This is a genomic window from Caballeronia sp. SBC1 (assembly GCF_011493005.1).
In the GTDB taxonomy this organism is placed as follows: Bacteria; Pseudomonadota; Gammaproteobacteria; order Burkholderiales; family Burkholderiaceae; genus Caballeronia.
This window is the reverse complement of sequence record NZ_CP049156.1, coordinates 2,005,284-2,027,743: the sequence shown is the minus strand read 5'-3', so window position 1 is coordinate 2,027,743 and position 22,460 is coordinate 2,005,284. Positions and strand designations below refer to the sequence as shown.

Here is a 22,460-nt window from a genome sequence, read left to right as displayed (position 1 = left end):
AAGTCGAACCCATCGTAAGCGCGACTACTGCCAGTTTCTGTCAGCAGTGCACGGATTGTCGCCGCGCTCGTTCATCGGCTTACGCGCGAGTCTTTTAAAAGCGACCGACGCCCGTTCGCTTGGCATGGCCAGCAACCCGATGCTGTCCACGCCTTACCCCAACGCCGCCGCAACGACCGCGGACAAATTCCCGATAGAAAATGGTTTTCGAAGCAGCGAGATATTGTTGCCCATCGCGGCATCGAGTGCGGAGGTGTCCGCGTAACCGCTCGCAAAGACAATAGGCATCTGCAAACCCTGGGACCGTGCCAGTTTCGCTACCGTAGCGCCATCAAGATGCGGCATCGCGAAGTCCAGCACCAGCAAGTCGGGAGGATTGCTGGCCATCATGTGGAGCGCCGCGCGCCCACCTGCTGCCGAGTCCACGCGATACCCCAGCGCGACCAGCGTTTCGACCATGAACGTACGAACATCAGGATCATCGTCGACGACCAGGATGCGCGGCGCACTCCGGTCGCTCGCATTGACGATAGCCGCCCCCGACGGGTCCGGTGCATCGGCTGCCGCGGGCGAACGCCGCAGAAACAAAGAAACCCGCGTGCCGCGCGGGCTGCTCTCGATCTGTGCATGGCCGCCGGCCTGCTGGCAGATTCCGTACACCTGGGCGAGGCCGAGACCGGTTCCCGCGCCGAGTTCCTTGGTGGTAAAAAACGGCTCGAACGCCCGGGCCGCGACATCGGCGGGCATGCCGGTGCCTGTATCGGCGACGCTGAGTTCCACGTAGTCGCCATCGGCGAGATCGGGGTCGTCCGTGACCGTCCACGCTAACGTGCTGATGCGCAGCACGCCGCCCGTGGGCATCGCGTCGCGTGCGTTGATTGCGAGGTTGAGCAACGCGAGTTCGAGCTGGGTCGGGTCCGCCACGACCAGGGCGTTGTCGTCGCCGAGTTCCAGTCGCAGGTCGATCCCGGCGCCCAGCGTGCGGTCGAACAGATCGGCCATGCCGTGTACGAGCGCCGCCAGCCCAACCGGTTTCAATTCGAGTTTCTGAGAGCGCGAAAATGCCAGCAATTGGGCGGTGAGCTTGGCGCCGCGGCTGACGGCCCGCATGGCGTTGCCGGTCCAGCGCAGCACGCGTTCGGGATCGGCCGGCGAGCGCTTCACGAGTTCGAGATTGCCGTGAATGGCCTGCAGCAGGTTGTTGAAATCGTGGGCCAGGCCGCCCGTCAACTGACCGACCGCCTCCATTTTCTGAGCTTGGTGCAGGCGCGCTTCCATCTGCCGTTGCTGCGAGAGATCGGAGATCACGCCGCAGATCAGGCGGTCCTGGTCACGGCCGGCTTCAAATGCCTTGAAGCTGCAAGAGACGGGTGTTTCCCCATTGGCCGACAGCACCGTCAGTTCGTCGCGGGCAGTGCCGGTAGCGCTTTCGCGGATCAATTCCTGCAGGCGCGCGTGCTGGCCATCGAGCACAAAAGCGCTGAACGCGGACCCAACCACGTGCTCTACCTGGGCGCCGAGCAACTGCCCGGCACGTTCGTTGGCGTAGAGAATGGTGCCGTCCGCTGAGAGCATCACCGCGCCTTCCTGCATCTGCTCCACGAGCACGCGGTACGGCCGGTCCGCGCTCTCGAGCGTGTAGATGCGGCGATCGTCGTCGCTGCCGACCACCACGGCGTCCACCGCGCCGCTGCGGATGGCGTCGAGGGTATCTTCTGCTTCCCGCAGCCGCTCGCGCAGCTCCTCGATAGACGCGGTTTCCAGTGAGGCGGGGTAGGATTGATCGGACATACGCATCAGGGTTTGACGGACACGCCCGAGGACGCATTCGCGGTTACGTTCGACACCGTCACGCCGAGCAGGGCCAGCACCTTGTTCGAATCCGACAGGTCGCCGATCACTCTTCGCGAGGGCCCTGGACGCAGCTTCACCAGCGTCGGCGCGGCAATGATCTGAGCCGCGATCGCGGCTTCCGGATGCAGGTAGATATCGATCACTTCAAGCTCGAAGCGGCCTGCCGCATAGGTTTCCAGCAAGCGCCGGGCGTTGTCGACGGCACGCGTGGAGCGCAGCGTATTGCCCGTCACGTACAGCCGCAGCACAAGCGTGTCCGATGGCTGCGGAGGCGCTGCGCCGCCCCCAGCGTCGGCTTCGACGGACAGGGCGCTCACGAAGAGTCCTTTGGCCAGATATCGAGGCCGACTAGCACGCGCTCGGTATTGGACAAATCGCCGATCACTTTCCTGAGCGGCGCGGGCAGATGCCGCACGACGGTCGGTATCGCAAGGATCTGGTCAGCGGCTGCAAGCTGCGGGTTCACGCGCAGATCAATGACTTCGATCGAATACTGGCCGGCCAGGTGCGTGGCGCAGAGCGCACGCAGGTTGCGAATGGCGGCCATCGATTTGGGCGTTTCCCCCGCCACATATAAGCGCAGCAAATACGAGCAAGCGGCGGGCGTGCCTGCGGGGGCCGTTTCGTGTTCCGCCGGCGCGGACGAGTCCTGTTCGGTCATTTTTTCGATCGCCGCAGTTGTGCCATCCGGGTACGGTCGGCGTCCAGCTGACGCTTGTGTTCATTGCTTTGCTCAATCAGCGCATCGAGTTCCAACGCTTCAGCATCGAGCGCCGATTGCAGTTCTGCGACCTGATGCTCGACCGCTTCGCGGCGTCTTGCGAGCTCGCGCTTCTTTTGCATCACAAGCTGGTCGCGTGCGGCGGATTCGTCTCGTTCCTGCGCTTCCTGCGCGAGCCGTGCGGAACCTGTCAGCACGCCGCCTGCGCCTACGTAAGCCGGCACCATGGCGATTCCCCCATTGCTGATCTGATACTCGCGGACCTGGTTCGAGTGATCCATGCCACGCGATTTCAGCACGTAGACAAGCCGGTTGCGCTCGCCGTTCGTTTCAATATGCGACAGCGAAATCCAGGTATCCATCAACGATGAAATGCTGCGGTCGTTCACGCTGGACGCCTGGTCGGTACTGGTGAGACTTGTAAAAACTGCCGTAACGCCACGGGATTTGAGGAGATCGACGAGTCGCAACAGCGTCGCGTGCACTTCCGACTCCACGCCGCGAAGCGAGGAAATTGGGTCGATCACCACGGCGGACGGCGTGAACAGGTCGATGTCGCGAACCATCCGCGCCAAATGCATTTCCAACCCGAAAAAGCTGGGCCGCGCAGATTCAATCCTGAGCGTATCCCCCAGAAAGTGCGCAAGATCCACGCCCACCGAGCGCATGTTGCGCACGATCTGTTCGGGCGACTCTTCAAACGCGAACCAGAGCGTGCGTTCGCCGAGCTTGCAGCGGGCTTCGACGAACTTCGCGGCAAAGGTAGTTTTGCCCGTTCCCGCGAGTCCCGACACAAGTACGCTGGAGCCGACGAAATAACCGCCCACGCCCAGCATGGAGTCGAGATCCGCGATGCCCGTGGAGATGACATCGCTCGACGTCAGGTGCGCCAGACCGGCTGAGGTAATGGGAAGGACGCTGATGCCGGTGGTATCGATAAGAAACGGGTATTCGTTGGTCCCATGCGCCGAGCCGCGATATTTGACGATCCTCAAGCGCCGCGTGGTGACTTGGTTTTCGACCCGGTTATCGAGCAGGATCACGCAGTCGGACACATATTCCTCAATGCCGTGCCGCGTCAATTGGTTCGGATCCCCGATTCCACGTTCCGCGGTCACAATGGCAGTGACGCCGCGCTCTTTAAGCCAGTCGAACAGGCACCGCAACTCGGCGCGCAGCAAGATGGCGTCGGGGAAACTGGCGAACAGTGCTTCGAGGGTATCGAGTACGACACGCTTTGCGTTCACGCTTTTGATGGCGTAGTCGAGCCGCACGAACAGGCCTTCGAGGTCATATTCACCGGTGTTTTCGATTCCCGCCGGATCGATCTTGACGTGATCTATGGCGAGTTTCTTCTGGTCGATCATCGACATCACGTCATAGCCAAGCGACGCCACGTTCGCGGCCAGGTCCTCCGCCGATTCCTCGAAGCTCACCAGCACGCCAGGTTCGCCGTACTTCAACACGCCTTCCACGAGGAACGTCATGGCGAACAGGGTCTTGCCGCATCCCGCCGCGCCGCACATCAGGGTGGGACGGCCCGCTGGCAACCCGCCGAGGGTGACGTCGTCAAAGCCTGAAATGCCTGTCGGCGATTTTGAAAGCGCTGCACCGGTCATTGTTTTTCTTTGTAAGGTTTAACAGGAAGGCACCGGCCGCCCCCGGCTCGATACCTGCGCCAATGGGTCAATGGCGACAGCGCATCTTGGCATCGCGGTACGCACTATGCAATCCAGAAGATTACGATCCAACCGTGTCTCCAGCCCTTGTCGCGGGCATCTTGATCCGTACAATTGACCGCAGCACCGAACAAAAAATATCGAGCACTGAGAGGTAGAATCTTGAACCCTGTTTCCGGAGTTTTGCAGGCCACCATGGACGACAGCGACGAAGCCATAGCTCGCGATGTGGCCACTGTCGGCCGGATCGGCGCCGTTCCGTCCATGCTGCGCGTGATCTGCAAAAACACCGGCCTCGGTTTCGCGGCGGTGGCGCGCGTCACCGAGGGAACATGGACCGCCTGTGCCGTGCAGGACGACATTCACTTCGGGCTCTTGCCTGGCGGCCAGCTCGATGTCCACACCACGCTGTGCAGTGAGTCTCGCGCCATGCGCCGGCCTGTTGCTATTGACCATGCGAGCACCGATCCGGTCTACCGCGACCACCATACGCCACGCATCTACAACATCGAGAGTTATATCTCGGTGCCAATCATTCTTCCGAACGGCGACTATTTCGGCAATTTGTGCGCAATCGATCCACGTCCCGCGCTGGTATCGGATGCACGAACGCTGACCATGTTCACGCTCTTCGCAGAACTGATCGCACTGCAACTGGAGAGCGAGAACGAGCGCTCGGCGACCGAAGCCGCACTCCTCAACGAGCGGGCGACCGCCGAGTTGCGCGAGCAGTTCATCGCCGTGCTCGGCCACGATCTGCGTAATCCGCTTGCCGCCGTGGGCGCGACCGCGGAATGGCTGGCGCGACGCAGCAGCGAACCGGAACTGGTGAGCATCGGCACGCGGTTGCGGGCGACGACGCAGCGCATGTCGCGGCTAATAGACGACGTGCTCGACTTCGCCCGTGGCCGGCTTGGTGCGGGTATTGGCGTGTCGCTTGCTCCGGTTGACGATCTCGCCGATTCGCTGCGCCATGTGGTCACGGAACTGCGCGATGCGAATCCGGGACGCGTTGTCCTGGAACAGATCGCGGTGGACGGCTGCATCCACTGCGACCGTGGGCGCATCCAGCAATTGCTGTCCAACCTGCTCGCCAATGCGCTGACGCACGGCTCGCCGGATCAACCGGTGCGGGTGGTGGTATCGGTCGATGCAGGCGCGCTTGCGATCTCGGTCTCTAATCTAGGTGCACCGATCGCGCCGCAAGACCTGGAAAAAGTCTTCGAACCGTATTGGCGGCCGGCGACCAGCCAGCCGGGCGGGGGCCTCGGGTTGGGACTCTATATTTGCTCGCAGATCGTCAAGGCGCACGGTGGCATGTTGTCCGTGAGTTCATCGGCGGAGACGGGGACGTGTTTTGTGGCACGGATACCGTGTGAGTGACAGGGTGTGAACGCCGGCCGCCGGCATAAGCACTACGGACGATCGTAGTACCCCGCCTTTTCCCGATTTGTCGCGATCTCCCTCGCGGCAATCACGCCTTTCAGTCACCCCAACCCTCTCCATACAAACCCGGATTGTCCCCGCCAATTCGGCGCTGCTATCGTTCGCAGGCGCTTGTGGAAGCGCTTCCACTCCACCGCTCACCAGGAGTCCTCGTGGCACTCGACGCATCCGTTGTCTCCAGCGATCCGTTTTCCCCACCCTCCGATTCAGCCCTCTGGCGACGAGACTTTCTGCTCGGCGCAGCAACCGCCTCCTATCAGATCGAAGGCGCCGTCAACGAAGACGGCAGGCTCCCGTCGATCTGGGACACGTTCTCGGCCACGCCCGGCAAAGTGCTGGCCGGCGACACCGGCGCGGTCGCTTGCGATCACTATCATCGGTGGGAATCGGACCTCGACTTGCTTTCCGCGCTTAATGTTGATGGGTATCGTCTATCCATCGCATGGCCGCGCGTGATGGATGAAGCAGGGCGTTCGAACCAGAAGGGCATCGACTTTTACAAGCGCCTGATCGGGCGGCTGAAAGAGAAGGGGCTCAAGACTTTCGTCACGCTTTATCACTGGGACTTGCCGCAATATCTGGAAGACCGCGGCGGTTGGCTGAATCGTGACGTTGTGCATCGCTTCGCTGACTACGTCGACCTGATGAGCCGCGAACTGAGCGGCCAGGTCGATGCCTGGGCCACGCTCAACGAACCCTGGTGTTCTGCGTACCTCGGCTATGGCAACGGCCATCATGCGCCGGGTCTGGCGAACGGCCGCTACGCGACCCAGGCCATGCATCATCTGCTGCTCGCGCACGGTACCGCCGTGCCGGTCCTGCGGGCTAACGATCCGGCGTCGCTCAAGGGCATTGTCGCGAATGTGGGCCGCGGTACCCCTGACACCAACAGCGAAGCCGACGTACGCGCCGCGCATCTTTTTGAAGTCCAGCACAACGCGTGGATACTGGACCCGTTGTTGAAAAAGGCTTATCCGAAGGACCTTTTCGAGCTATGGCCGGGCACCGAGCCGCTGGTGCTCGACGGCGATATGGACACCATCGGTACACCGCTCGATTTCCTCGGCATCAACTATTACTTCCGCACGAACGTGAAGAGCGACGGCGCGCATGGTTTCACGGAAGTGCCATTGCCAGGCGTTGAGCGCACGCAGATGGGCTGGGAGATTCATCCCGATGGCTTACGCGACCTGCTGATCGGATTCAACAAGACGTATCCGTCACTGCCGCCGATCTACATCACTGAAAACGGCATGGCGTCGGATGACAAGGTGGTCGATGGACGCGTCGATGATCCGCAGCGCATCTCGTTCCTCAAGCGCCATCTGGCCGCCGTGGATAGCGCGATCAAAGCCGGTGTCGACATACGCGGCTATTTCATCTGGTCGCTGATGGATAACTTCGAATGGGCCTTCGGTTATGAACGTCGCTTCGGTGTGTTTCATGTCGACTACAAGACGCAGAAACGCACCATGAAACACAGCGCTGAACTGATTGCGAAGTTCCTTCAAGAGCGCAACGCAAACGCGAGCGCCTGACCCGCGGTTCGATTTCAATACCGAAGCCGTTGGACCCTATGGACTACAGGTCCAAATAGAAGACATAGCCCGGAGGAGACTCAATGAACAGCATGAAGAAACTGGTGGTCAGTGTCATCGCAGCCGTTGTGGCGAGCAGCGCCGCGCACGCCGATCCGTTGAAAGCGACCGTGATCCACTGGTGGACATCGGGTGGCGAGTCAGCGGCCATCAAGCAGTTCGCCGATGCCTATAACAAGGCGGGTGGATTGTGGATCGACCAGGCCGTGGCCGGCGCGGACCAGGCGCGCTCCACGGCAATCAACCGCATCATGGGCGGTGATCCGCCGACCGCCGCGCAGTTCAATACGTCGAAGCAATTCCACGACATCATCGACCAGGGGTTGCTGAACAACGTGGACGATGTGGCGGCCAAGGAGAACTGGGACAAGATCTTCCCGGTGTCAATCATTGAAAGCATCAAGTCGAACGGGCATTACTACGCGGCGCCCGTGGACATCCACATGCCTGCATGGTTCTTCTATTCGAAGCCGGCGTTCCAGAAGGCCGGCATCACGAAGGAGCCGGCCAACTACGATGAGTTCATCGCGGATCTCGACAAGCTGAAAGCGGCCGGTGTGATTCCGCTCGCGCTCGGTGGTCAGGCATGGCAGGAAAAGATCACCTTCGACGCCGTGTTCGCCGATGTCGGCGGCCCGGACCTTTATTTGAAGGTGTATCGCGATCGCGATGTGAACGCGGTCAAGTCCGATGCGTTCAAGAAAGTGCTGACGCAGTTCAAGCGCCTGCATAACTATATTGATCCGGGCTCGCCGGGCCGCAACTGGAACGACGCCACTGCGCTGGTGATCTCGGGCAAGGCTGGCGTGCAGATCATGGGCGACTGGGCGAAGGGCGAGTTCGTCGCCGCCAATCAAACGGCCGGCAAGGACTTCGGTTGCTTCCCGGGCTTCGGCCCGCATTCGCCGTATCTGGTCGCCGGCGACGCGTTTGTCTTCCCGAAGACCGACGACCCCAACGCGGTCAAGGCGCAAAAACTGCTGGCGACGGTCATGACATCGCCGGCTGCCCAGGTCGCGTTCAGCGCGAAGAAGGGTTCGATTCCGATTCGATCGGACATCAACGATTCGAGTCTCGACATGTGTGCGAAGGAGGGCATCGCGATCATGAAGGACAAGTCGCGGCAGTTGCCGAATCCAGAAATGCTGACGCCGCCTGATATCAACGGTGCGTTGCAGGATGTCATCACCAACTTCTGGAACAAGAACCAGTCGGTGGAGGATGCGCAAAAGGCCTTCGCCAGCGGGCTGAAAAGCTGATGGCTGTGAGGACGTATGCGCCTGCCGGCAAAACCTTGCGCGCGCCGGCCGGCCACGTGAAGCGCAAACCGCTGAGGAAGCGGTTTGCGCTGGCAGCCTATATTGCGTTGCTGCCGATGGCGCTCACCGTGGTGTTCGCCTATCTGGGTACGATGTTATGGAGCTTGCGCACGTCGTTCACGAACTCGCGCACGTTCGCGTCGAATAGTTTTGCGGGCGTGTCGCAATACGTGCGGCTTTTCAATAACGACCGGTGGATGCTGTCGCTGCAAAACATCGTGATCTATGGGGTTTTTTTCATCGTCATATGCCTCGCGATCGGCTTGCTGCTGGCGGTGTTTATCGATCAGAAGGTGGTGGCGGAGGGCGCGCTGCGCACGGTCTTCCTGTATCCGTACGCCATGTCGTTCGTGGCAACGGGGCTCGTGTGGCAGTGGATCCTGAATCCGGAACTGGGCATTCAGGAAGTGCTGCACCGGATCGGGTTCACGCACGCACGCTTCGACTGGATCGTCGATCAGGATCGCGTGATCTACACGCTGGTGATTGCAACGGTCTGGCAGGCGTCGGGACTCGTGATGGCGCTGTTGCTCGCGGGGCTGCGCGGCATTGATGAAGAGATCTGGAAGGCGGCGCGCATAGATGGCATTCCGCGCTGGCGTGTCTACGTCAGTATTGTCATTCCCATGCTCGGCGCGTCCATTTCAACGGCCTTTATCCTGCTGTTCGTGATGGTCATCAAACTCTACGATGCGGTGGTCGCCATGACGCAAGGCGGCCCCGGCACGGCCAGCGAAGTGCCCGCGAAGTTCATCATGGATTACTTGTTCGGACGCGCGAATCTTGGGCTGGCGTCGGCGGCGTCTATCGTTCTTCTCGTGACCGTGCTCGCGATTCTCGCGCCGGTCTTCTATATTCGCAGCCGCGCATTGCGGCTCAGGGATTCCCGATGAACGCGCCACGTCACCCATTGAAACGCAGGTCGCGCTTCACGCCCGCGCGCTTGGGCGTGTATGCGTTCTTGCTGACTTCGGCCTTGTTTTTCCTGTTGCCGCTGTATGTGATGCTCGTCACGTCGGTCAAGCCGATGACGGAAATTCGCCTTGGCAATATCCTGTCTCTGCCGGTTCATTTCACGCTGGATGCGTGGCGTGTCGCGTGGCAATCGGCGTGTACGGGACTGGATTGCCAGGGTATTCAGGTCGGCTTCTGGAACTCGGTGCGTATTGTCGTGCCAAGTACGGTCCTGTCCATTCTGGTGGGTGCGGTGAACGGCTACGCGTTGTCGTTCTGGAAGCCTCGTGGCGCGAGCACGCTGTTCGCCATCCTGCTGGTGGGTGCGTTCATCCCCGTGCAAGTGATGGTCTATCCGCTCGTGCGGGTGCTTGCAACGGTGCATTTGTTCAGCTCGTTGCCCGGAATTGTGCTGATCCACACCATCTTCGGCATGCCCGTGATGACCCTGTTGTTCCGCAACTATTATGCAGCGCTGCCGCATGAACTTTTCCAGGCGGCGCGTGTGGACGGTGGCGGTTTCTGGCGCATCTTCCTGCAACTGATGGTGCCCATGTCCACGCCTATTATTGTGGTCGCCATCATCATGCAGGTCACGGGCATCTGGAATGACTTCATCCTGGGTCTCGTTTTTGCCGGAACCCGGAATCTGCCGATGACAGTACAACTGAACAACATCATCAACACCACGACAGGCGAGCGCCTTTACAACGTCAACATGGCGGCGACCATCCTCACGTCCATGGTGCCGCTTGCCATTTACTTCGTTTCGGGTCGCTGGTTCGTGCGCGGCATTGCTTCCGGTGCGGTCAAGGGTTAGTCCAGGGCTCATTCATGTCTACAGTCATGTCGAACGTTTCAATCCGCGATCTGGAGATCCAGCTTGGCTCCCATACGATTATCGAGTCGCTCGATCTTGAGGTCGAACCGGGTGAGTTCCTCGTATTGCTCGGACCTTCGGGTTGCGGTAAATCCACCTTGCTGCATAGCATTGCAGGACTGATCGATGTAAGTGGCGGCAGCATCGAAATAGGTGGTCAGGACATGACGTGGGCCGATCCGAAAGATCGCGGCATCGCGCTCGTGTTCCAGTCCTACGCGTTGTATCCGACCATGAACGTCGAGCGAAATCTCTCGTTTGGCTTGCGTATTGCCGGTACGCCCAAAGCCGAGATCGAACGGCGCGTCGCGCGTGCGGCCGAGATGTTGCAGCTTGGGCCGTTGCTCAAGCGCAGGCCCGCGCAGTTGTCGGGAGGGCAGCGTCAGCGCGTGGCAATTGGTCGGGCGATCGTGCGTGAAGCGGACGTGTTCCTCTTCGATGAGCCGCTCTCCAACCTCGACGCAAAGCTGCGCACGGAGCTCAGGCGTGAGTTGAAGCAACTGCATAAGCGTCTTGGCGCAACCATGATCTACGTGACCCACGACCAGGTGGAAGCGATGACGCTGGCGACCCGCATGGCCGTGATGCGCGGTGGGGTGATTCAGCAGATCGGCACGCCCGCGCAGGTGTACGCGCATCCGAACAATCTGTTTGTTGCCACGTTCCTTGGCTCGCCGGGCATGAACCTGCTTAGAGGTACGTTGCGTCGCGAGGGCGGCGGGGTGCGGTTTCACAATGAGCACGTTGACATCGATGTGTCCGCCTATCCGTTTCTTCAGTCACCGCCGGAGAACCAGCCGTGCGTGCTCGGTGTGCGTCCCGAAGATGTATCGATCGATCCGGCGTTCGAACATCGCGGGACGGTTTCGCTCGTTGAACCGATGGGCAACCACCGGGTAATTTGGCTCGATTATCATGGCGCCCAAATCGCGTCGATCGCGCAGGATACGGCGAACGCGGCGGTTGACGAGATCACGGGGTTTTCAATCGATAGCAAGCGTATCTCGCTCTTCGATGAAACCAGCGGTGAGCGGCTTTAGGTTTTCGTTCGCACTCGGGGGGCGGGGGGCTTTCGGGGTTAGCGGTCGTGGTCAGTGCCGGGTTGCCAGGTTCCTGCGTTAGCGGTCGTGGTCAGTGCCGGGTTGCTGCTTTCAAGGTTAGTGGTCTGCATGCGTTGGATATTCTCTTTATCATTGTTAGCCACTGTGCGTGGCGGCACGTCATTTCTTTGTCCAAAGCGACAAAGAAACGAAGCAAAGAAAGCGCTTTCAGAACGAGGGCTCATAAGTGTCCACAGCGTGCAGTTCTGATACATGGGTACGCCAAAAGCACGGTACTCGCCAGAGCGACGGATGTGTGAACCCCTCTTTCTCCGAACACGGATACCCACACGCTTCGCCACCAGTGACTGAACCTGCCAAAGGAGCGCCCCGCGCTATCCGCGGACAACCCTCCACCGAATTTGTATGCACGCCGAATCACGTTGCCAACCCACTTCAAAACAAAGCGGCCAAAAAAATGCGTGAGGCCGTAACCCATGAAGACAACCACGCAGACCACATCGCCAACCCACCAAGAGGCGAAGCAGTAAAGACGCGTCAAGCCGTATGCGTTCATTGGCAAGGGTGCTTGCCCGAGAGCGTTGGGGGCGAAGCGTGTTCGTGTCAGGATTCGCGAGAAGGAGGGGTTCACACATCCGTCGCTCTGGCGAGCACCGTGCTTTTGGGGTACCAAAAGCACGAAAACTGCACGCTGGGGACACTTACGAGCCCGCGTTTTGAAAGCGCTTTCTTTGCTTCGTTTCTTTGTCGCTTTGGACAAAGAAATGACGCGCCGCCACGCGCAGTGGCTAATAGCGATAAAGAAAATAGCCAACATATAACCCGCGAAGGCCCTGAAAGCAGCAACCCGGCACTGACCCCGACCGCTAACCCCGGAACCTGGCACCCCTGCACTGACCCTAACCGCTACCGCAGAAACCTGACAACATAGACCCCTAACCACCAAGCGCCATCGGACCATTCCCTCCGAGTGCGAACGAAAAACCACGGAGTAAAAGTAAAAGTGGCAACCCTGAAGGACGTCGCGGCCCTGGCCGGCGTGGGCATGTCCACCGCATCGCGCGCTATCTCCGGCCGCGGACCCGTTTCCGCCGATGCGCTCGCGCGCGTGCAGGCAGCGATCGCCGAGTTGAACTTCCGGCCATCATCGCTTGGGCGCGCGCTCTCGACGCAATCGCTCGGCATGATCGGCATCTTCGTGCCGACGTTCTTCGGCCCATACTACGGCACGATCCTCGAGCAGACCGATATGGAGTTGCGCAAGGTGCATCGCCACGTGGTGGTGGCAACGGGCTGCGGTGACGACTCGCCGCGCGACCAGGCGATCGAAGCCGTGCAGTTCCTGATCGGCCGCGATTGCGACGGTATAGTCGTGACGAGCCATGACCTGCACGACGATGACCTCATCAAGCTGCACCGCATGCATCCGAAAATGGTGTTCCTCAATCGCGACTTCGCGCAGATGCCGGAGGCGTCGTTTTGCGCGGATCATCATCGGGGAGGGGTGCTGGCGGCGCAGACGCTGCTTGCGCATCAACACAAGAAAATAGCCGTGATTTCAGGGCCTTTCCAGGCTTCCGACAATCATGCGCGGATCGCAGGATTCTTCGAAGAACTCGCGCGCAACGGCATTGACCGGACCGAGGTCCAGTTGATCGAATCGGACTTTTCGCCGGACGGCGGATATGACTCGGCGAAGCAACTGCTGGCGTCGAAGAAAAGGTTTACCGGGCTGTTCTGCGCCAACGACACCATGGCGATAGGCGCCTTATCGTGTTTGCAGCAAGCGGGCATCTCGGTGCCGAATGAAATGTCGGTCGTAGGTTACGACGACGACTACTCGGCCGCGTTCTCCGCGCCGGGCCTGACATCGGTTCACATCCCGACTGCCGATCTCACGCAAAACGCCGTTCGATGGTTGCTCAACGCGTGTTATGGGACCGCGTACACGATCTATCGCGAGTTTCCCGTGACGGTTACGAACCGGGCGTCGGTTGCCGCTCCGGCAAAACGAATGCGCACTTAAAGTAACGTGATGTGACGTGACGTGACGCCGCCGCGGCGCTCAAACGCTTGTCTGCGCGCGCCGCAAACGCTCGCGGCTGTTGATCAAATGTAGCCGCATGGCGGTGCGAGCCGAGTCGGCGTCACCACGCTCGATGGCATCGCAGATCTGCTCATGCTCGCGGTTCACGCGCGTCAGATAGTCCGCGTACTGGGCGGGCGGAATCTGCGTGGCGGTGAGGCGGGTGCGCGGGATCATGTGGGTGCCGAGATGCGTCATGATCTCCACAAAATAGCGGTTGCCGGTTGCCTGCGCGATCTCAAGATGAAAGCGGATATCGGGCGATATGGTCCCGTTCGCTTCGCCAAGGTTGCGCTCGAAGTCGCTCAGCGCGCGCCGCATGGCAGCGATCTGCGCTGTGTCGCATCGCGCCGCGGCCAGTCCCGCGCTCTCCGTCTCCAGGCTGATGCGCAGCTCAAGGACGGCGAGGGCGTCGATGGAACCAGCCACGTCCGCAGGGTCGAGTTGAAACAGGCCTCTGCTCGGCGCCTCGCAGACGAACGTGCCGATGCCATGCCGCGTCTCCACCAGCCCCGCGGCCTGCAACTTCGACAACGCCTCGCGTACTACCGTGCGGCTCACGTTGAAGCGCTGCACCATTTCCGCTTCAGTCGCGAGCCGGTCGCCCACTTTGAGCTCGGCGGTGTCGATCTGCTGGCGCAGTGCATCGACCAATTCGGTCGTCAGGCTGCGACGTACCGAGTGATAGGCCGGGGTTTCGAAGACAGCACGAGTCGGTCTCTGCACGGCTACCTCGATTGGAATAATGTTTCGCGAAAGTTGACAAATGGATTTGCGAATGATTATATGCACCCTGTAGTCATATGACAACGTACAATAAAAGATGGATCAAGCGGCCCAACCGACCGAAAGGAGTGTGCAAGCTCCCGGTAGCCGCGCTTATTGGAGACAGGCTTACATGGCCAATCAAGAACACACAGTCCCGTTTAAACGCCTGTTGCTGACCGGCGCTGCCGGCGGCGTAGGCAAGGTCATCCGTTCGCGCATGGCCGCGTTCGCGGACAAAATCAGGGTGTCGGATCTGTCGGCCACGTTGTCCCCGGACGCCGCGCCGCATGAAGAAGTCATCCCGTGCGATCTCTCGGACAAGCAGGCGGTCGACGCGCTGGTTGCCGGTTGCGACGCGATCATCCATCTTGGCGGGGTATCGGTGGAACGGCCCTTCGAAGAAGTGCTGGAAGCCAATATCAAGGGGGTGTACAACCTCTACGAAGGCGCCCGCCGGCATGGCGTCAAGCGTGTCATCTTCGCCAGCTCCAATCACGTCACCGGGTTTTATCGGCAGGACGAGAAGATCGACGCGCATGCGCTGCGACGTCCCGACGGCTACTACGGCCTGTCCAAATCGTTCGGTGAAGACGTGGCCCAGTTCTATTTCGATCGCTACGGAATAGAGACGGTGAGCATCCGTATCGGCTCCACGTTTCCTGAGCCGAAGGATCGCCGGATGATGGCGAGCTGGCTCAGCTACGACGACCTGCTCGAACTCCTGCAGCGCAGTCTCTTCACGCCCGATGTCGGCCATACCGTGGTCTACGGCATGTCTGACAACGTAGTCACGTGGTGGGACAACCGGTTTGCCGCGCGACTCGGATTTATCGCGCGTGACTCCTCGGAGCCGTTCCGTGCGAAGGTTGAGGCGCAGCCCGCGCCCGAGCCTGGCAGTGCCGTTGCGGTGTTGCAGGGCGGGGCGTTCACCACCACCGGGCCGTTCGAATAGCGTTCGCTAAGCCCGCAAGCCCGGGCGCTGGCGGCGCTGCGCTGCGGGACGCTATGGCAGCGGGCGACGCAAGACCGACGCCCGTGCTCGTCACAAACCTAGACACTGCCGCGATGACTTTCTCTCTCGATTTCAGCCCGCTGCTTCCGTACTGGCCCGTCTTCCTGAAAGGCGCCTGGCTGACGTTGAAGATGACGACCGTGGCGGTGTTTTTCGGTGTGATCCTGGGTACGCTGGTCGCATTTGCCAAGCGCGGCCGGAACCGGCTTTTATCGCGGCTATGCTCGATCTATATCGAGGCCGTGCGCAACACGCCGTTTCTTGTGCAGATATTCCTGCTGTACTTCGGGCTTGCCAGTTTCGGCGTGCGCATGCCGACGTTCGCCGCCGCGGCGCTCGCGATGGTAATCAACATTGGCGCTTACGCGGCCGAGATCATTCGTGCAGGTCTTGAATCGGTGCCGCGCGGGCAGATCGAGGCGGCCGAATGCCTGGGGTTGTCGCGCTGGCGGATCGGCTGGCATGTGATGCTTCAGCCGTCCATCGAGAAGGTGTATCCCGCGCTGACCAGCCAGTTCCTCCTGATGATGCAGGCCTCGGCCATCGCGTCGCAGATCTCGGCGGAAGAGCTCACGGCAACGGCGAACACCGTGCAGTCCGATACCTTCCGCTCGCTCGAAACGTACATTGTCGTGGCGCTGCTGTATCTCGCGTTGTCGCTGCTCATCAAGCTGATTGCGTGGGGCGTAGGCGAGGTTGCGTTCAAGCGGCGGCGGGTCATGCGCCAGGCGGCGGAGCGCGCCGGCAAGCCGGTGCCCGATCAAGGACGTATCGATACAGTGATACCCGGAGGTGCAGCATGACCGGCGGTTTCACTACGGCGCACTTGTTTTATCTCGTGCACTCGATCTGGTGGACGCTCGTGCTCTCCGCGTTGGCCTTCGTGCTGGGCAGCATTGGCGGCTTCGGCGTGATGCTCGCGCGCATCTCGCCGCACCGCTGGCTCAGCCGTCCGGCGATGGTTTATATCGAAGCGATTCAGGGCATTCCGCTGCTGATCCTGCTGTTCATCGTCTACTTCGGTTTGTCCGTGTATGGCTTCCAGGTGCCTGCGCTGGTCGCGGCTGGCCTCGCGCTGATGGTGTACACGAGCGCGTATCTCGGCGACATCTGGCGCGGATGCATAGACGCCATGCCGAAGCCCCAATGGGAAGCGGCTGAATGCCTGTCATTGACGCGCTGGCAGACTCTGCGCCTCGTGATCATCCCGCAAGCGCTGCGTCTCGCGCTGCCGCCAACGGTTGGTTTTTTGGTGCAGGTCATCAAGATGACGTCGCTCGCTTCGGTGATTGGTTTCGTCGAATTGACCCGCGCGGGCCAGATCATCAACAACTCGATTTTTCAACCGTTCCTCGTGTTCGGGCTGGTCGGGGTCTTCTATTTCGTGTTGTGTTATCCGCTCTCGCGCTGGAGCCAATCGATGGAGAAAAAGCTCAATGTCGGCAATCGTTAAGCTCGGGGACGTCTATAAGAGCTTCGGCTCGAACCAGGTGCTCAAGGGCGTGTCACTGGAAGTGGCCAAGGGCGAAATGATCGCCGTGATCGGCGCGAGCGGTTCAGGGAAAAGCACAGCGCTTCGGTGTATCGATCGTCTGGAAACCATCGACCGCGGCACGATCGAGGTATGCGGCATTCGTGTTGATGACCCGAAGGTGGACCTGCACCAGTTGCGTCGCGAAGTCGGCATCGTGTTTCAAAGCTACAACTTGTTCGCGCATTTGACCGTGGAAGAAAACATCATGCTGGCGCTGCGCCACGTGAAGAAACTCGGACGCGATGAAGCGCGCCGAGTGGCAATGAGCGTGCTCGATCAGGTCGGCCTCGCGCAGAAAGCCGATGCCTATCCCGAGCAACTTTCTGGAGGACAGCAGCAGCGCGTGGCGATTGCTCGATCGCTTGCGATGTCGCCGAAAGTCATGTTGTTTGACGAAGTGACGTCTGCACTCGATCCGCAACTGACGGGTGAAGTGCTGCGCGTGATGGAGGACCTGGCGAAGGACGGCATGACGATGTTGCTGGTCACGCACGAGATGGCTTTCGCCAAGCGCATGGCGGACCGCATCATTTATATGCATCAGGGAAAGGTGTGGGAGGTCGGCAGCGGTGACATGCTCGATGCGCCGCAGACGCCCGAGTTGCGCACGTTCCTGAACAACGGCCTGTAGCTTTTAGCCTGTAGTCCAGGCCCGAAGAAGATCTTTTGAACCGACCATAAAAATGGAGACTGCTTTGAAGACCAACCGATTCATCATGCGCGGCTGCGTGGCCGCTTTGTTGCTCGCGGGTGTCGTGCACAGCGCGATGGCCGACCAGCTCGACGACATAAAGAAAGCAGGCAAGATCCGCGTGGCAATCGCAATGGGCACGCCGCTCTTCAGCTACGCCGATGCCAACCTACAGCCCGCGGGGTCCGATGTGGACACGGCCGTGGCACTTGCCAAGGATCTGGGCGTAAAGCTCGAGCTCGTGCAGATCACGAATGCAGCGCGCGTGCCGACCTTGCAGGCCAAGCGCGCGGACCTGGTGATAGCAGATTTGTCGATCACGCCTGAGCGCGCCAAGGTCGTCGACTTCTCGATTCCCTATGCGGTGATCACGATCATCGTGGGCGGGACGAAAAATGAGAACGTCAAGAATTACGGTGACCTGAACGGCAAGACCATTGGCCTCACGCGCGCCACCGTCAACGACAGCATCACGACGCAATTGGCGAAGGGTGCGCAGATTCAGCGCTATGAAGACGACGCCACGCTGATCACGTCCGTGGTGACGGGGCAGGTCGACATCTTCTCGAGCACGCCGTCGAACCTTGCCGAGATGGTCAAGCGCGCGCCGAATCGCAATCTGGAATTGAAGTTCCCGCAGAAGGATTTCGACCTGGGCATTGCGATGAACAAGGATGAGCCGAAGCTCAAGGAATGGGTCAACAACTGGGTGAGCACGAACCAGAAAAACGGTACGCTCAACACGATCTACAAGAAGTATCACGGCCGCGATTTGCCGGCGAGCGTGACGAAGGGATAAGCAAAGGGTTAGTCCCGCATGACGTGAAAAAGGTCATCGCGATGTTGACCGCGATGACCTTTTATTTGATTTGGGCCCTCCGCGTGTTTGCGCTAAAAGCAGATCAGGCCGCAGGTGTCTGACCGATTTCGTGGTTCGCCAGAAACTCCAGCGCGCGAACCATTCCGGAGTGATCCCATGCCTTGCCGCCGTGCGCTGCGCAAGCGTTGAACAGCGCCTGGCAGGTCGCGGTGTTAGGCAGCGACACCCCAAGCGACTGCGCTGTTGAAAGCGCGAGGTTCAAATCCTTCTGATGCAGTTCAATGCGAAAGCCCGGATTGAACGTGCGTTTGGTCATGCGTTCGCCGTGCACTTCCAGAATGCGCGAGGAGGCGAAACCGCCCATCAATGCGGTACGCACTTTCTCAGCATCGACACCGGCTTTGGACGCCAGCAACAACGCTTCACCCACCGCTTCGATCGTCGCCGCGACGATCACCTGGTTCGCCAGCTTGCAGACCTGTCCCGCGCCGACTTCGCCGATCAGCGAGACGTTTTTGCCCATCATGTCGAAGAGCGGTTTCACGCTGTCGAAGGTGGCTTGCGAGCCGCCGACCATGATCGTGAGCGACGCGGCTTTCGCGCCGACTTCGCCACCCGAGACGGGCGCGTCCAGATAGTCCGCGCCGCGTTCGCGGACCTTCGCTGCGAACTCGCGAGTCGCGATAGGCGAGATTGAGCTCATGTCCACTACGACCTGGCCTTCGCGCAGCGCGGCGACCACGCCGTTGTCGCCGAACAGCACCCGTTCCACGTCCGGCGTATCCGGCACCATGACGAAGATCACGTCCGCCTGTGCCGCGACCGCGGCCGGGCTGTCGCATGCCACGGCACCGGCCTGGATCAGCGTGTCCGGCACGCCGCTGCGCGTAAATGCCGCCAGCGCCACGCCGTTCTTGATGAGGTTCTCGGCCATGGGTTTGCCCATGATGCCAAGACCGATGAAGCCTGCTTTTTGCATGTCTATCTCCACAAGTTGTCTGGATGCGTCCTGCTTCCGTTCGGCTTTCGTCCTACTTCTGCATGAAATGTTTTTGCACGGCTTGCGCCGCATTCCTGAGAAGACCCATGTCGGCACAAACCGCGACCACCTGGCAACCCATCGACAGATACCGTTCCGCATCGGCCTGCACGGGCGCTAGTGTGCCGCTCGCTTTGCCCGCAGCACGGGCGCGCTCGAAGACGTGGGCGATGGCCTGCTGCACGTCCGGGTGATTCGGATTGCCAATGTGTCCATACGATGCCGCCAGATCCGACGGGCCGAGGAACACGGCGTCAACGCCTTCGACGGCAAGGATCTCATCGATTGCATCAACCGCTGTCCGGCTTTCGATCTGCACCACGACGCAAATGTTTTCGTTCGCGGTGCTTAAGTAGTCGCTTACGGTCCCGTAGCGATTCCCGCGATGACCCACCGACACCCCGCGAATCCCTTGCGGCGGGTAACGCGTGGCGGCGACGGCGCGAGCGGCGTCGGCGGCGCTGTCGACGAAGGGGATCAGGAAGTTGAAGAAGCCACTGTCGAGCAGCCGCTTAATCACCACGCTGTCGTTGGCCGGCGGCCTCACCACGGGGGCGCTACGGCTGTCCTTGAGCGCCATGAGCTGGGGGATGAGGGTAAGGACGTCGTTGGGCGCGTGCTCGGCATCGAGCAGGATCCAGTCGAAGCCCAGCATGCCCAGCAGTTCGGTCGTGATGGGGCTGCCGAGGGATGCCCAGCATCCGATCTGGGTTTCGCTCTTCAGGACCGACTGGCGAAACGTGTTGGGTAAGGGCTGGTAAGACGAAGACGATGTCATGGCTAGGCTTCCTCTGGCTTGACGCCTTGAGTTGGACGCAGAAGTATCTCGACAATCTCATACGTTATCAGACGTCATATTACATCGAGATTTTTCGGTACTGCAAGCGCGTTGGCGGCCTAAAGGCACTGTGCAGGGGTATTCCCTACAACACGCGCCCTTTTTCTAGAGGCTTACGCGAGACTGCGGGAGCCGCGCCTCTGTTCATCGGTTGTGTCCCGGCAAGCGAACCGTTGAGCATGCTCGATGTGATCGCAATCGCGGCGATCCCGCCAGGCGTGTTCATCCTGCAATCCGCCCGCTCGGGACGTCAAGTCCATGCGTCGGCGATTGCGCCGGCAATACGCTGCAAGGAGCGAGCGTAGCGAATGGGCGCGCGACTGCGGAAATGACAGGCTGGCCGCCTTCCGAGGTGCAAATCGCATTACCACGCATATAACCGGTATTTGCCGATTCGTCGTCCGGCACTCCATGACTCGCCGCAGAGCCTTATAAAACAAGGCTTTGCGTCACCCCGCTGCAATCTGTTCCAGCCGCTTGGCTGCCTAAACTTATCCGCTCATCCGCCGTAAGGAGAGGGTCGGCACGGGCCGATGTCCTCGCGCGAAGCGGCGCATCGTATGGAGATTCGATGAAAACAGCGGTAAGCATCAAGGCATGGCTCAGTATCCTGGTGGCGGCATTCGCCATCATGTTGGCTGCCACGGGCGGCTACAGCATCTACGCGGCACGAACGGCGGACGCATCCATGCGCGCGCTCTACATGCAGGACACCGGCGGTCTGGATTTGCTCGCCAAGGACACGATCCGCTTGCTGATCGCGCGCACGGCGTTGCAGGACTACGACCCACGCGCAGGCAGCGCAGAGTCGGCCGCGTTGTTGCGTGACGCTCAGGGAGCGATCGATGGCGCGAACGCAGCATGGAGAGCGTTTGCAGTATTAGCAAGCGGCCACGAAGAGCAAACGCTCATGCAGACCGCGAACACTGCACGCGAGCAACTCGTCCAGCAGACATTGCTGCCGGCGGTTCAAGCGCTGGAATCCAAGCGCGTGAGCGATATCCGCGAGTTCAACGAGAATCAGATCAAGGACGCATTCAACGCCTACGATGCCGCGCTGCAGCCGCTCGTCGCCATGGAATTCGAGCACGGCAAGGCACGTTTTGAAGCTTCACAGCGACGCACCAACACAGTCACCTGGATCGCCTCGACTTTGCTGGCGGCCGGGCTCGTGCTGGCGTTCTTTTCGCGTGTTGCGTTGGAGCGGATTGTGATCGTGCCGTTGCGGGCAGCCGTGGATGCATGCACGGAGATTGCCGGAGGCAACCTGGCAACCCGGCTCAGCGCGCGCCGGCACGATGAAATCGGCCGCTTGATTGATGGGTTATCGACAATGCAGCAAGGCTTGAGCACGATAGTCGGCGGCGTACGCGACGGCACCGAACAGATGGCCGTGGGGACACGAGAGATAGCGTCGGGGAACATCGACTTGTCGCAACGGACTGAAGAACAAGCGGCTTCGCTGCAGGAAACTTCAGCGAGTATTGGCCAACTGACAAGTACGGTGCGACAGAACGCCGACAGCGCGCGGCAAGCAAGCGGCCTCGCGCAAACCGCATCGACAACAGCGGGTCACGGAGGTCGGGTTGTCGCTGACGTCGTGGCGACCATGGGCGGAATCAATAGTAGTTCGAAGCAAATTTCGGAGATCATCGGGGTGATCGAAGGGATTGCGTTCCAGACCAATATCCTTGCGCTGAACGCGGCGGTCGAAGCGGCGCGTGCGGGAGAACAAGGGCGCGGATTCGCTGTGGTCGCAAGCGAAGTCCGCTCGTTGGCGCAACGTTCGGCCGGGGCCGCGAAGGAGATTCGCGAACTGATCACCACGTCGGTGGAGCGCGTTGGCAACGGCTCCGTGCTGGTCAGGAACGCGGGCAGTGCGATGAGCGACATCATTGTTGCGGTGGGCAGGGTCACGGACATCATGCGGGAGATCACGGTGGCGTCCGAGGAGCAGACCACCGGCATTGAGCAGGTCAACGTGGCCATCGCGCAGATGGATCAGGTGACGCAGCAAAACGCGGCGCTGGTCGAGCAGGCGGCCGCAGCGGCGGCGTCGCTGGAAACGCAGGCGGCGCAGATGAACGCGGCCGTCGCGCTGTTCAAACTCGCGGAGGCTTAGCGGTACGTTAACTTGCTTTATGCATGCGGCTCACGCGT

General features: G+C 60.6%; 20 protein-coding genes. 13 read left to right on the top strand and 7 right to left on the bottom strand.

The window, feature by feature from the left end; all coding sequences use genetic code 11:
- Window positions 1-153: 153 nt before the first annotated feature.
- From SBC1_RS08955 to kaiC, 4 genes are read right to left on the bottom strand one after another with little or no spacing between them, the layout of a single operon-like run.
- On the bottom strand, window positions 154-1,791 hold the full coding sequence (locus SBC1_RS08955) for a PAS domain-containing sensor histidine kinase (protein WP_165091038.1): 1,638 nt from the start codon (window positions 1,789-1,791) through the stop codon (window positions 154-156).
- 5 nt (window positions 1,792-1,796) lie between these two features.
- Entirely contained in the window at window positions 1,797-2,171 is a 375-nt protein-coding gene (locus tag SBC1_RS08950) for a circadian clock KaiB family protein (protein ID WP_206365945.1), read from the bottom strand.
- Window positions 2,168-2,515 (bottom strand): circadian clock KaiB family protein, encoded by a 348-nt coding sequence (locus tag SBC1_RS08945; protein WP_165091033.1) that lies wholly within the window; start codon window positions 2,513-2,515, stop codon window positions 2,168-2,170. Before SBC1_RS08945 ends, SBC1_RS08950 begins: the two co-directional genes overlap by 4 nt.
- Window positions 2,512-4,194 (bottom strand): circadian clock protein KaiC, encoded by a 1,683-nt coding sequence (kaiC, locus tag SBC1_RS08940; protein WP_165987568.1) that lies wholly within the window; start codon window positions 4,192-4,194, stop codon window positions 2,512-2,514. Before kaiC ends, SBC1_RS08945 begins: the two co-directional genes overlap by 4 nt.
- Before the next feature lie 255 nt (window positions 4,195-4,449).
- Between kaiC and SBC1_RS08935 the strand changes: the two genes are divergently transcribed.
- The 7 genes from SBC1_RS08935 to SBC1_RS08905 all read left to right on the top strand — a co-directional run bounded on the left by SBC1_RS08935 (window position 4,450) and on the right by SBC1_RS08905 (window position 13,538).
- Complete coding sequence (locus SBC1_RS08935; RefSeq protein ID WP_165091022.1) at window positions 4,450-5,637, top strand: GAF domain-containing sensor histidine kinase; 1,188 nt, start codon at window positions 4,450-4,452, stop codon at window positions 5,635-5,637.
- 215 nt (window positions 5,638-5,852) lie between these two features.
- Window positions 5,853-7,238: a GH1 family beta-glucosidase gene (locus tag SBC1_RS08930; RefSeq protein WP_165091019.1), complete on the top strand. Its 1,386-nt coding sequence runs from the start codon at window positions 5,853-5,855 to the stop codon at window positions 7,236-7,238.
- An 83-nt stretch (window positions 7,239-7,321) separates the two neighbouring features.
- Window positions 7,322-8,557, top strand: coding sequence for an ABC transporter substrate-binding protein (locus tag SBC1_RS08925; protein ID WP_165091015.1), 1,236 nt, complete (start codon window positions 7,322-7,324; stop codon window positions 8,555-8,557).
- A gap of 116 nt (window positions 8,558-8,673) precedes the next feature.
- The gene (locus SBC1_RS08920; protein WP_370469619.1) at window positions 8,674-9,510 is read left to right on the top strand and encodes a carbohydrate ABC transporter permease; all 837 of its coding nucleotides are present in this window, start codon (window positions 8,674-8,676) and stop codon (window positions 9,508-9,510) included.
- On the top strand, window positions 9,507-10,391 hold the full coding sequence (locus SBC1_RS08915; RefSeq protein WP_165091009.1) for a carbohydrate ABC transporter permease: 885 nt from the start codon (window positions 9,507-9,509) through the stop codon (window positions 10,389-10,391). Before SBC1_RS08920 ends, SBC1_RS08915 begins: the two co-directional genes overlap by 4 nt.
- A 14-nt stretch (window positions 10,392-10,405) precedes the next feature.
- Window positions 10,406-11,491 (top strand): ABC transporter ATP-binding protein, encoded by a 1,086-nt coding sequence (locus SBC1_RS08910; RefSeq protein ID WP_165091005.1) that lies wholly within the window; start codon window positions 10,406-10,408, stop codon window positions 11,489-11,491.
- A 1,024-nt stretch (window positions 11,492-12,515) separates the two neighbouring features.
- Window positions 12,516-13,538, top strand: coding sequence for a substrate-binding domain-containing protein (locus SBC1_RS08905; protein ID WP_165091001.1), 1,023 nt, complete (start codon window positions 12,516-12,518; stop codon window positions 13,536-13,538).
- Window positions 13,539-13,577: 39 nt separating this feature from the next.
- Here SBC1_RS08905 and SBC1_RS08900 read toward each other — a convergent pair whose 3' ends face one another.
- Window positions 13,578-14,324: a FadR/GntR family transcriptional regulator gene (locus SBC1_RS08900; protein WP_370469553.1), complete on the bottom strand. Its 747-nt coding sequence runs from the start codon at window positions 14,322-14,324 to the stop codon at window positions 13,578-13,580.
- A gap of 172 nt (window positions 14,325-14,496) precedes the next feature.
- Between SBC1_RS08900 and SBC1_RS08895 the strand changes: the two genes are divergently transcribed.
- The 5 genes from SBC1_RS08895 (at window position 14,497) to SBC1_RS08875 (ending at window position 18,402) form a co-directional block, all read left to right on the top strand.
- Window positions 14,497-15,318, top strand: coding sequence for an NAD(P)-dependent oxidoreductase (locus SBC1_RS08895; protein WP_165090998.1), 822 nt, complete (start codon window positions 14,497-14,499; stop codon window positions 15,316-15,318).
- Window positions 15,319-15,431: 113 nt separating this feature from the next.
- Window positions 15,432-16,181 carry an amino acid ABC transporter permease gene (locus tag SBC1_RS08890; RefSeq protein ID WP_165090995.1) on the top strand — a complete coding sequence of 250 codons (750 nt, stop codon included), beginning with the start codon at window positions 15,432-15,434 and terminating at the stop codon, window positions 16,179-16,181.
- Complete coding sequence (locus SBC1_RS08885) at window positions 16,178-16,831, top strand: amino acid ABC transporter permease (protein ID WP_165090992.1); 654 nt, start codon at window positions 16,178-16,180, stop codon at window positions 16,829-16,831. Before SBC1_RS08890 ends, SBC1_RS08885 begins: the two co-directional genes overlap by 4 nt.
- Window positions 16,815-17,543 (top strand): amino acid ABC transporter ATP-binding protein, encoded by a 729-nt coding sequence (locus SBC1_RS08880; protein WP_165090989.1) that lies wholly within the window; start codon window positions 16,815-16,817, stop codon window positions 17,541-17,543. The genes SBC1_RS08885 and SBC1_RS08880 overlap by 17 nt, the downstream gene beginning before the upstream one ends.
- An 85-nt stretch (window positions 17,544-17,628) precedes the next feature.
- Window positions 17,629-18,402, top strand: coding sequence for a transporter substrate-binding domain-containing protein (locus tag SBC1_RS08875; RefSeq protein WP_165093183.1), 774 nt, complete (start codon window positions 17,629-17,631; stop codon window positions 18,400-18,402).
- A gap of 103 nt (window positions 18,403-18,505) precedes the next feature.
- Here the strand turns inward: SBC1_RS08875 and SBC1_RS08870 are convergent, their stop codons facing one another.
- Entirely contained in the window at window positions 18,506-19,402 is an 897-nt protein-coding gene (locus SBC1_RS08870) for a 2-hydroxy-3-oxopropionate reductase (protein ID WP_241201905.1), read from the bottom strand.
- A gap of 52 nt (window positions 19,403-19,454) precedes the next feature.
- Window positions 19,455-20,240 carry a 2-dehydro-3-deoxyglucarate aldolase gene (gene garL, locus SBC1_RS08865; protein ID WP_165090965.1) on the bottom strand — a complete coding sequence of 262 codons (786 nt, stop codon included), beginning with the start codon at window positions 20,238-20,240 and terminating at the stop codon, window positions 19,455-19,457.
- Between the two features lie 631 nt (window positions 20,241-20,871).
- Here garL and SBC1_RS08860 point away from each other — a divergent pair.
- Window positions 20,872-22,422, top strand: a complete 1,551-nt coding sequence (locus SBC1_RS08860) for a methyl-accepting chemotaxis protein (RefSeq protein WP_165090961.1) — start codon at window positions 20,872-20,874, stop codon at window positions 22,420-22,422.
- Window positions 22,423-22,460: the final 38 nt, after the last annotated feature.

Coding starts and splice junctions, on each gene's coding strand:
- SBC1_RS08955 (WP_165091038.1), bottom strand. CDS start 1,791: ATGTCCGATCAATCCTACCCCGCCTCACTGGAAACCGCGTCTATCGAG.
- SBC1_RS08945 (WP_165091033.1), bottom strand. CDS start 2,515: ATGACCGAACAGGACTCGTCCGCGCCGGCGGAACACGAAACGGCCCCC.
- kaiC (WP_165987568.1), bottom strand. CDS start 4,194: ATGACCGGTGCAGCGCTTTCAAAATCGCCGACAGGCATTTCAGGCTTT.
- SBC1_RS08935 (WP_165091022.1), top strand. CDS start 4,450: ATGGACGACAGCGACGAAGCCATAGCTCGCGATGTGGCCACTGTCGGC.
- SBC1_RS08925 (WP_165091015.1), top strand. CDS start 7,322: ATGAACAGCATGAAGAAACTGGTGGTCAGTGTCATCGCAGCCGTTGTG.
- SBC1_RS08920 (WP_370469619.1), top strand. CDS start 8,674: ATGGCGCTCACCGTGGTGTTCGCCTATCTGGGTACGATGTTATGGAGC.
- SBC1_RS08915 (WP_165091009.1), top strand. CDS start 9,507: ATGAACGCGCCACGTCACCCATTGAAACGCAGGTCGCGCTTCACGCCC.
- SBC1_RS08910 (WP_165091005.1), top strand. CDS start 10,406: ATGTCTACAGTCATGTCGAACGTTTCAATCCGCGATCTGGAGATCCAG.
- SBC1_RS08895 (WP_165090998.1), top strand. CDS start 14,497: ATGGCCAATCAAGAACACACAGTCCCGTTTAAACGCCTGTTGCTGACC.
- SBC1_RS08890 (WP_165090995.1), top strand. CDS start 15,432: ATGACTTTCTCTCTCGATTTCAGCCCGCTGCTTCCGTACTGGCCCGTC.
- SBC1_RS08885 (WP_165090992.1), top strand. CDS start 16,178: ATGACCGGCGGTTTCACTACGGCGCACTTGTTTTATCTCGTGCACTCG.
- SBC1_RS08880 (WP_165090989.1), top strand. CDS start 16,815: ATGTCGGCAATCGTTAAGCTCGGGGACGTCTATAAGAGCTTCGGCTCG.
- SBC1_RS08875 (WP_165093183.1), top strand. CDS start 17,629: ATGCGCGGCTGCGTGGCCGCTTTGTTGCTCGCGGGTGTCGTGCACAGC.
- SBC1_RS08870 (WP_241201905.1), bottom strand. CDS start 19,402: ATGCAAAAAGCAGGCTTCATCGGTCTTGGCATCATGGGCAAACCCATG.
- garL (WP_165090965.1), bottom strand. CDS start 20,240: ATGACATCGTCTTCGTCTTACCAGCCCTTACCCAACACGTTTCGCCAG.
- SBC1_RS08860 (WP_165090961.1), top strand. CDS start 20,872: ATGAAAACAGCGGTAAGCATCAAGGCATGGCTCAGTATCCTGGTGGCG.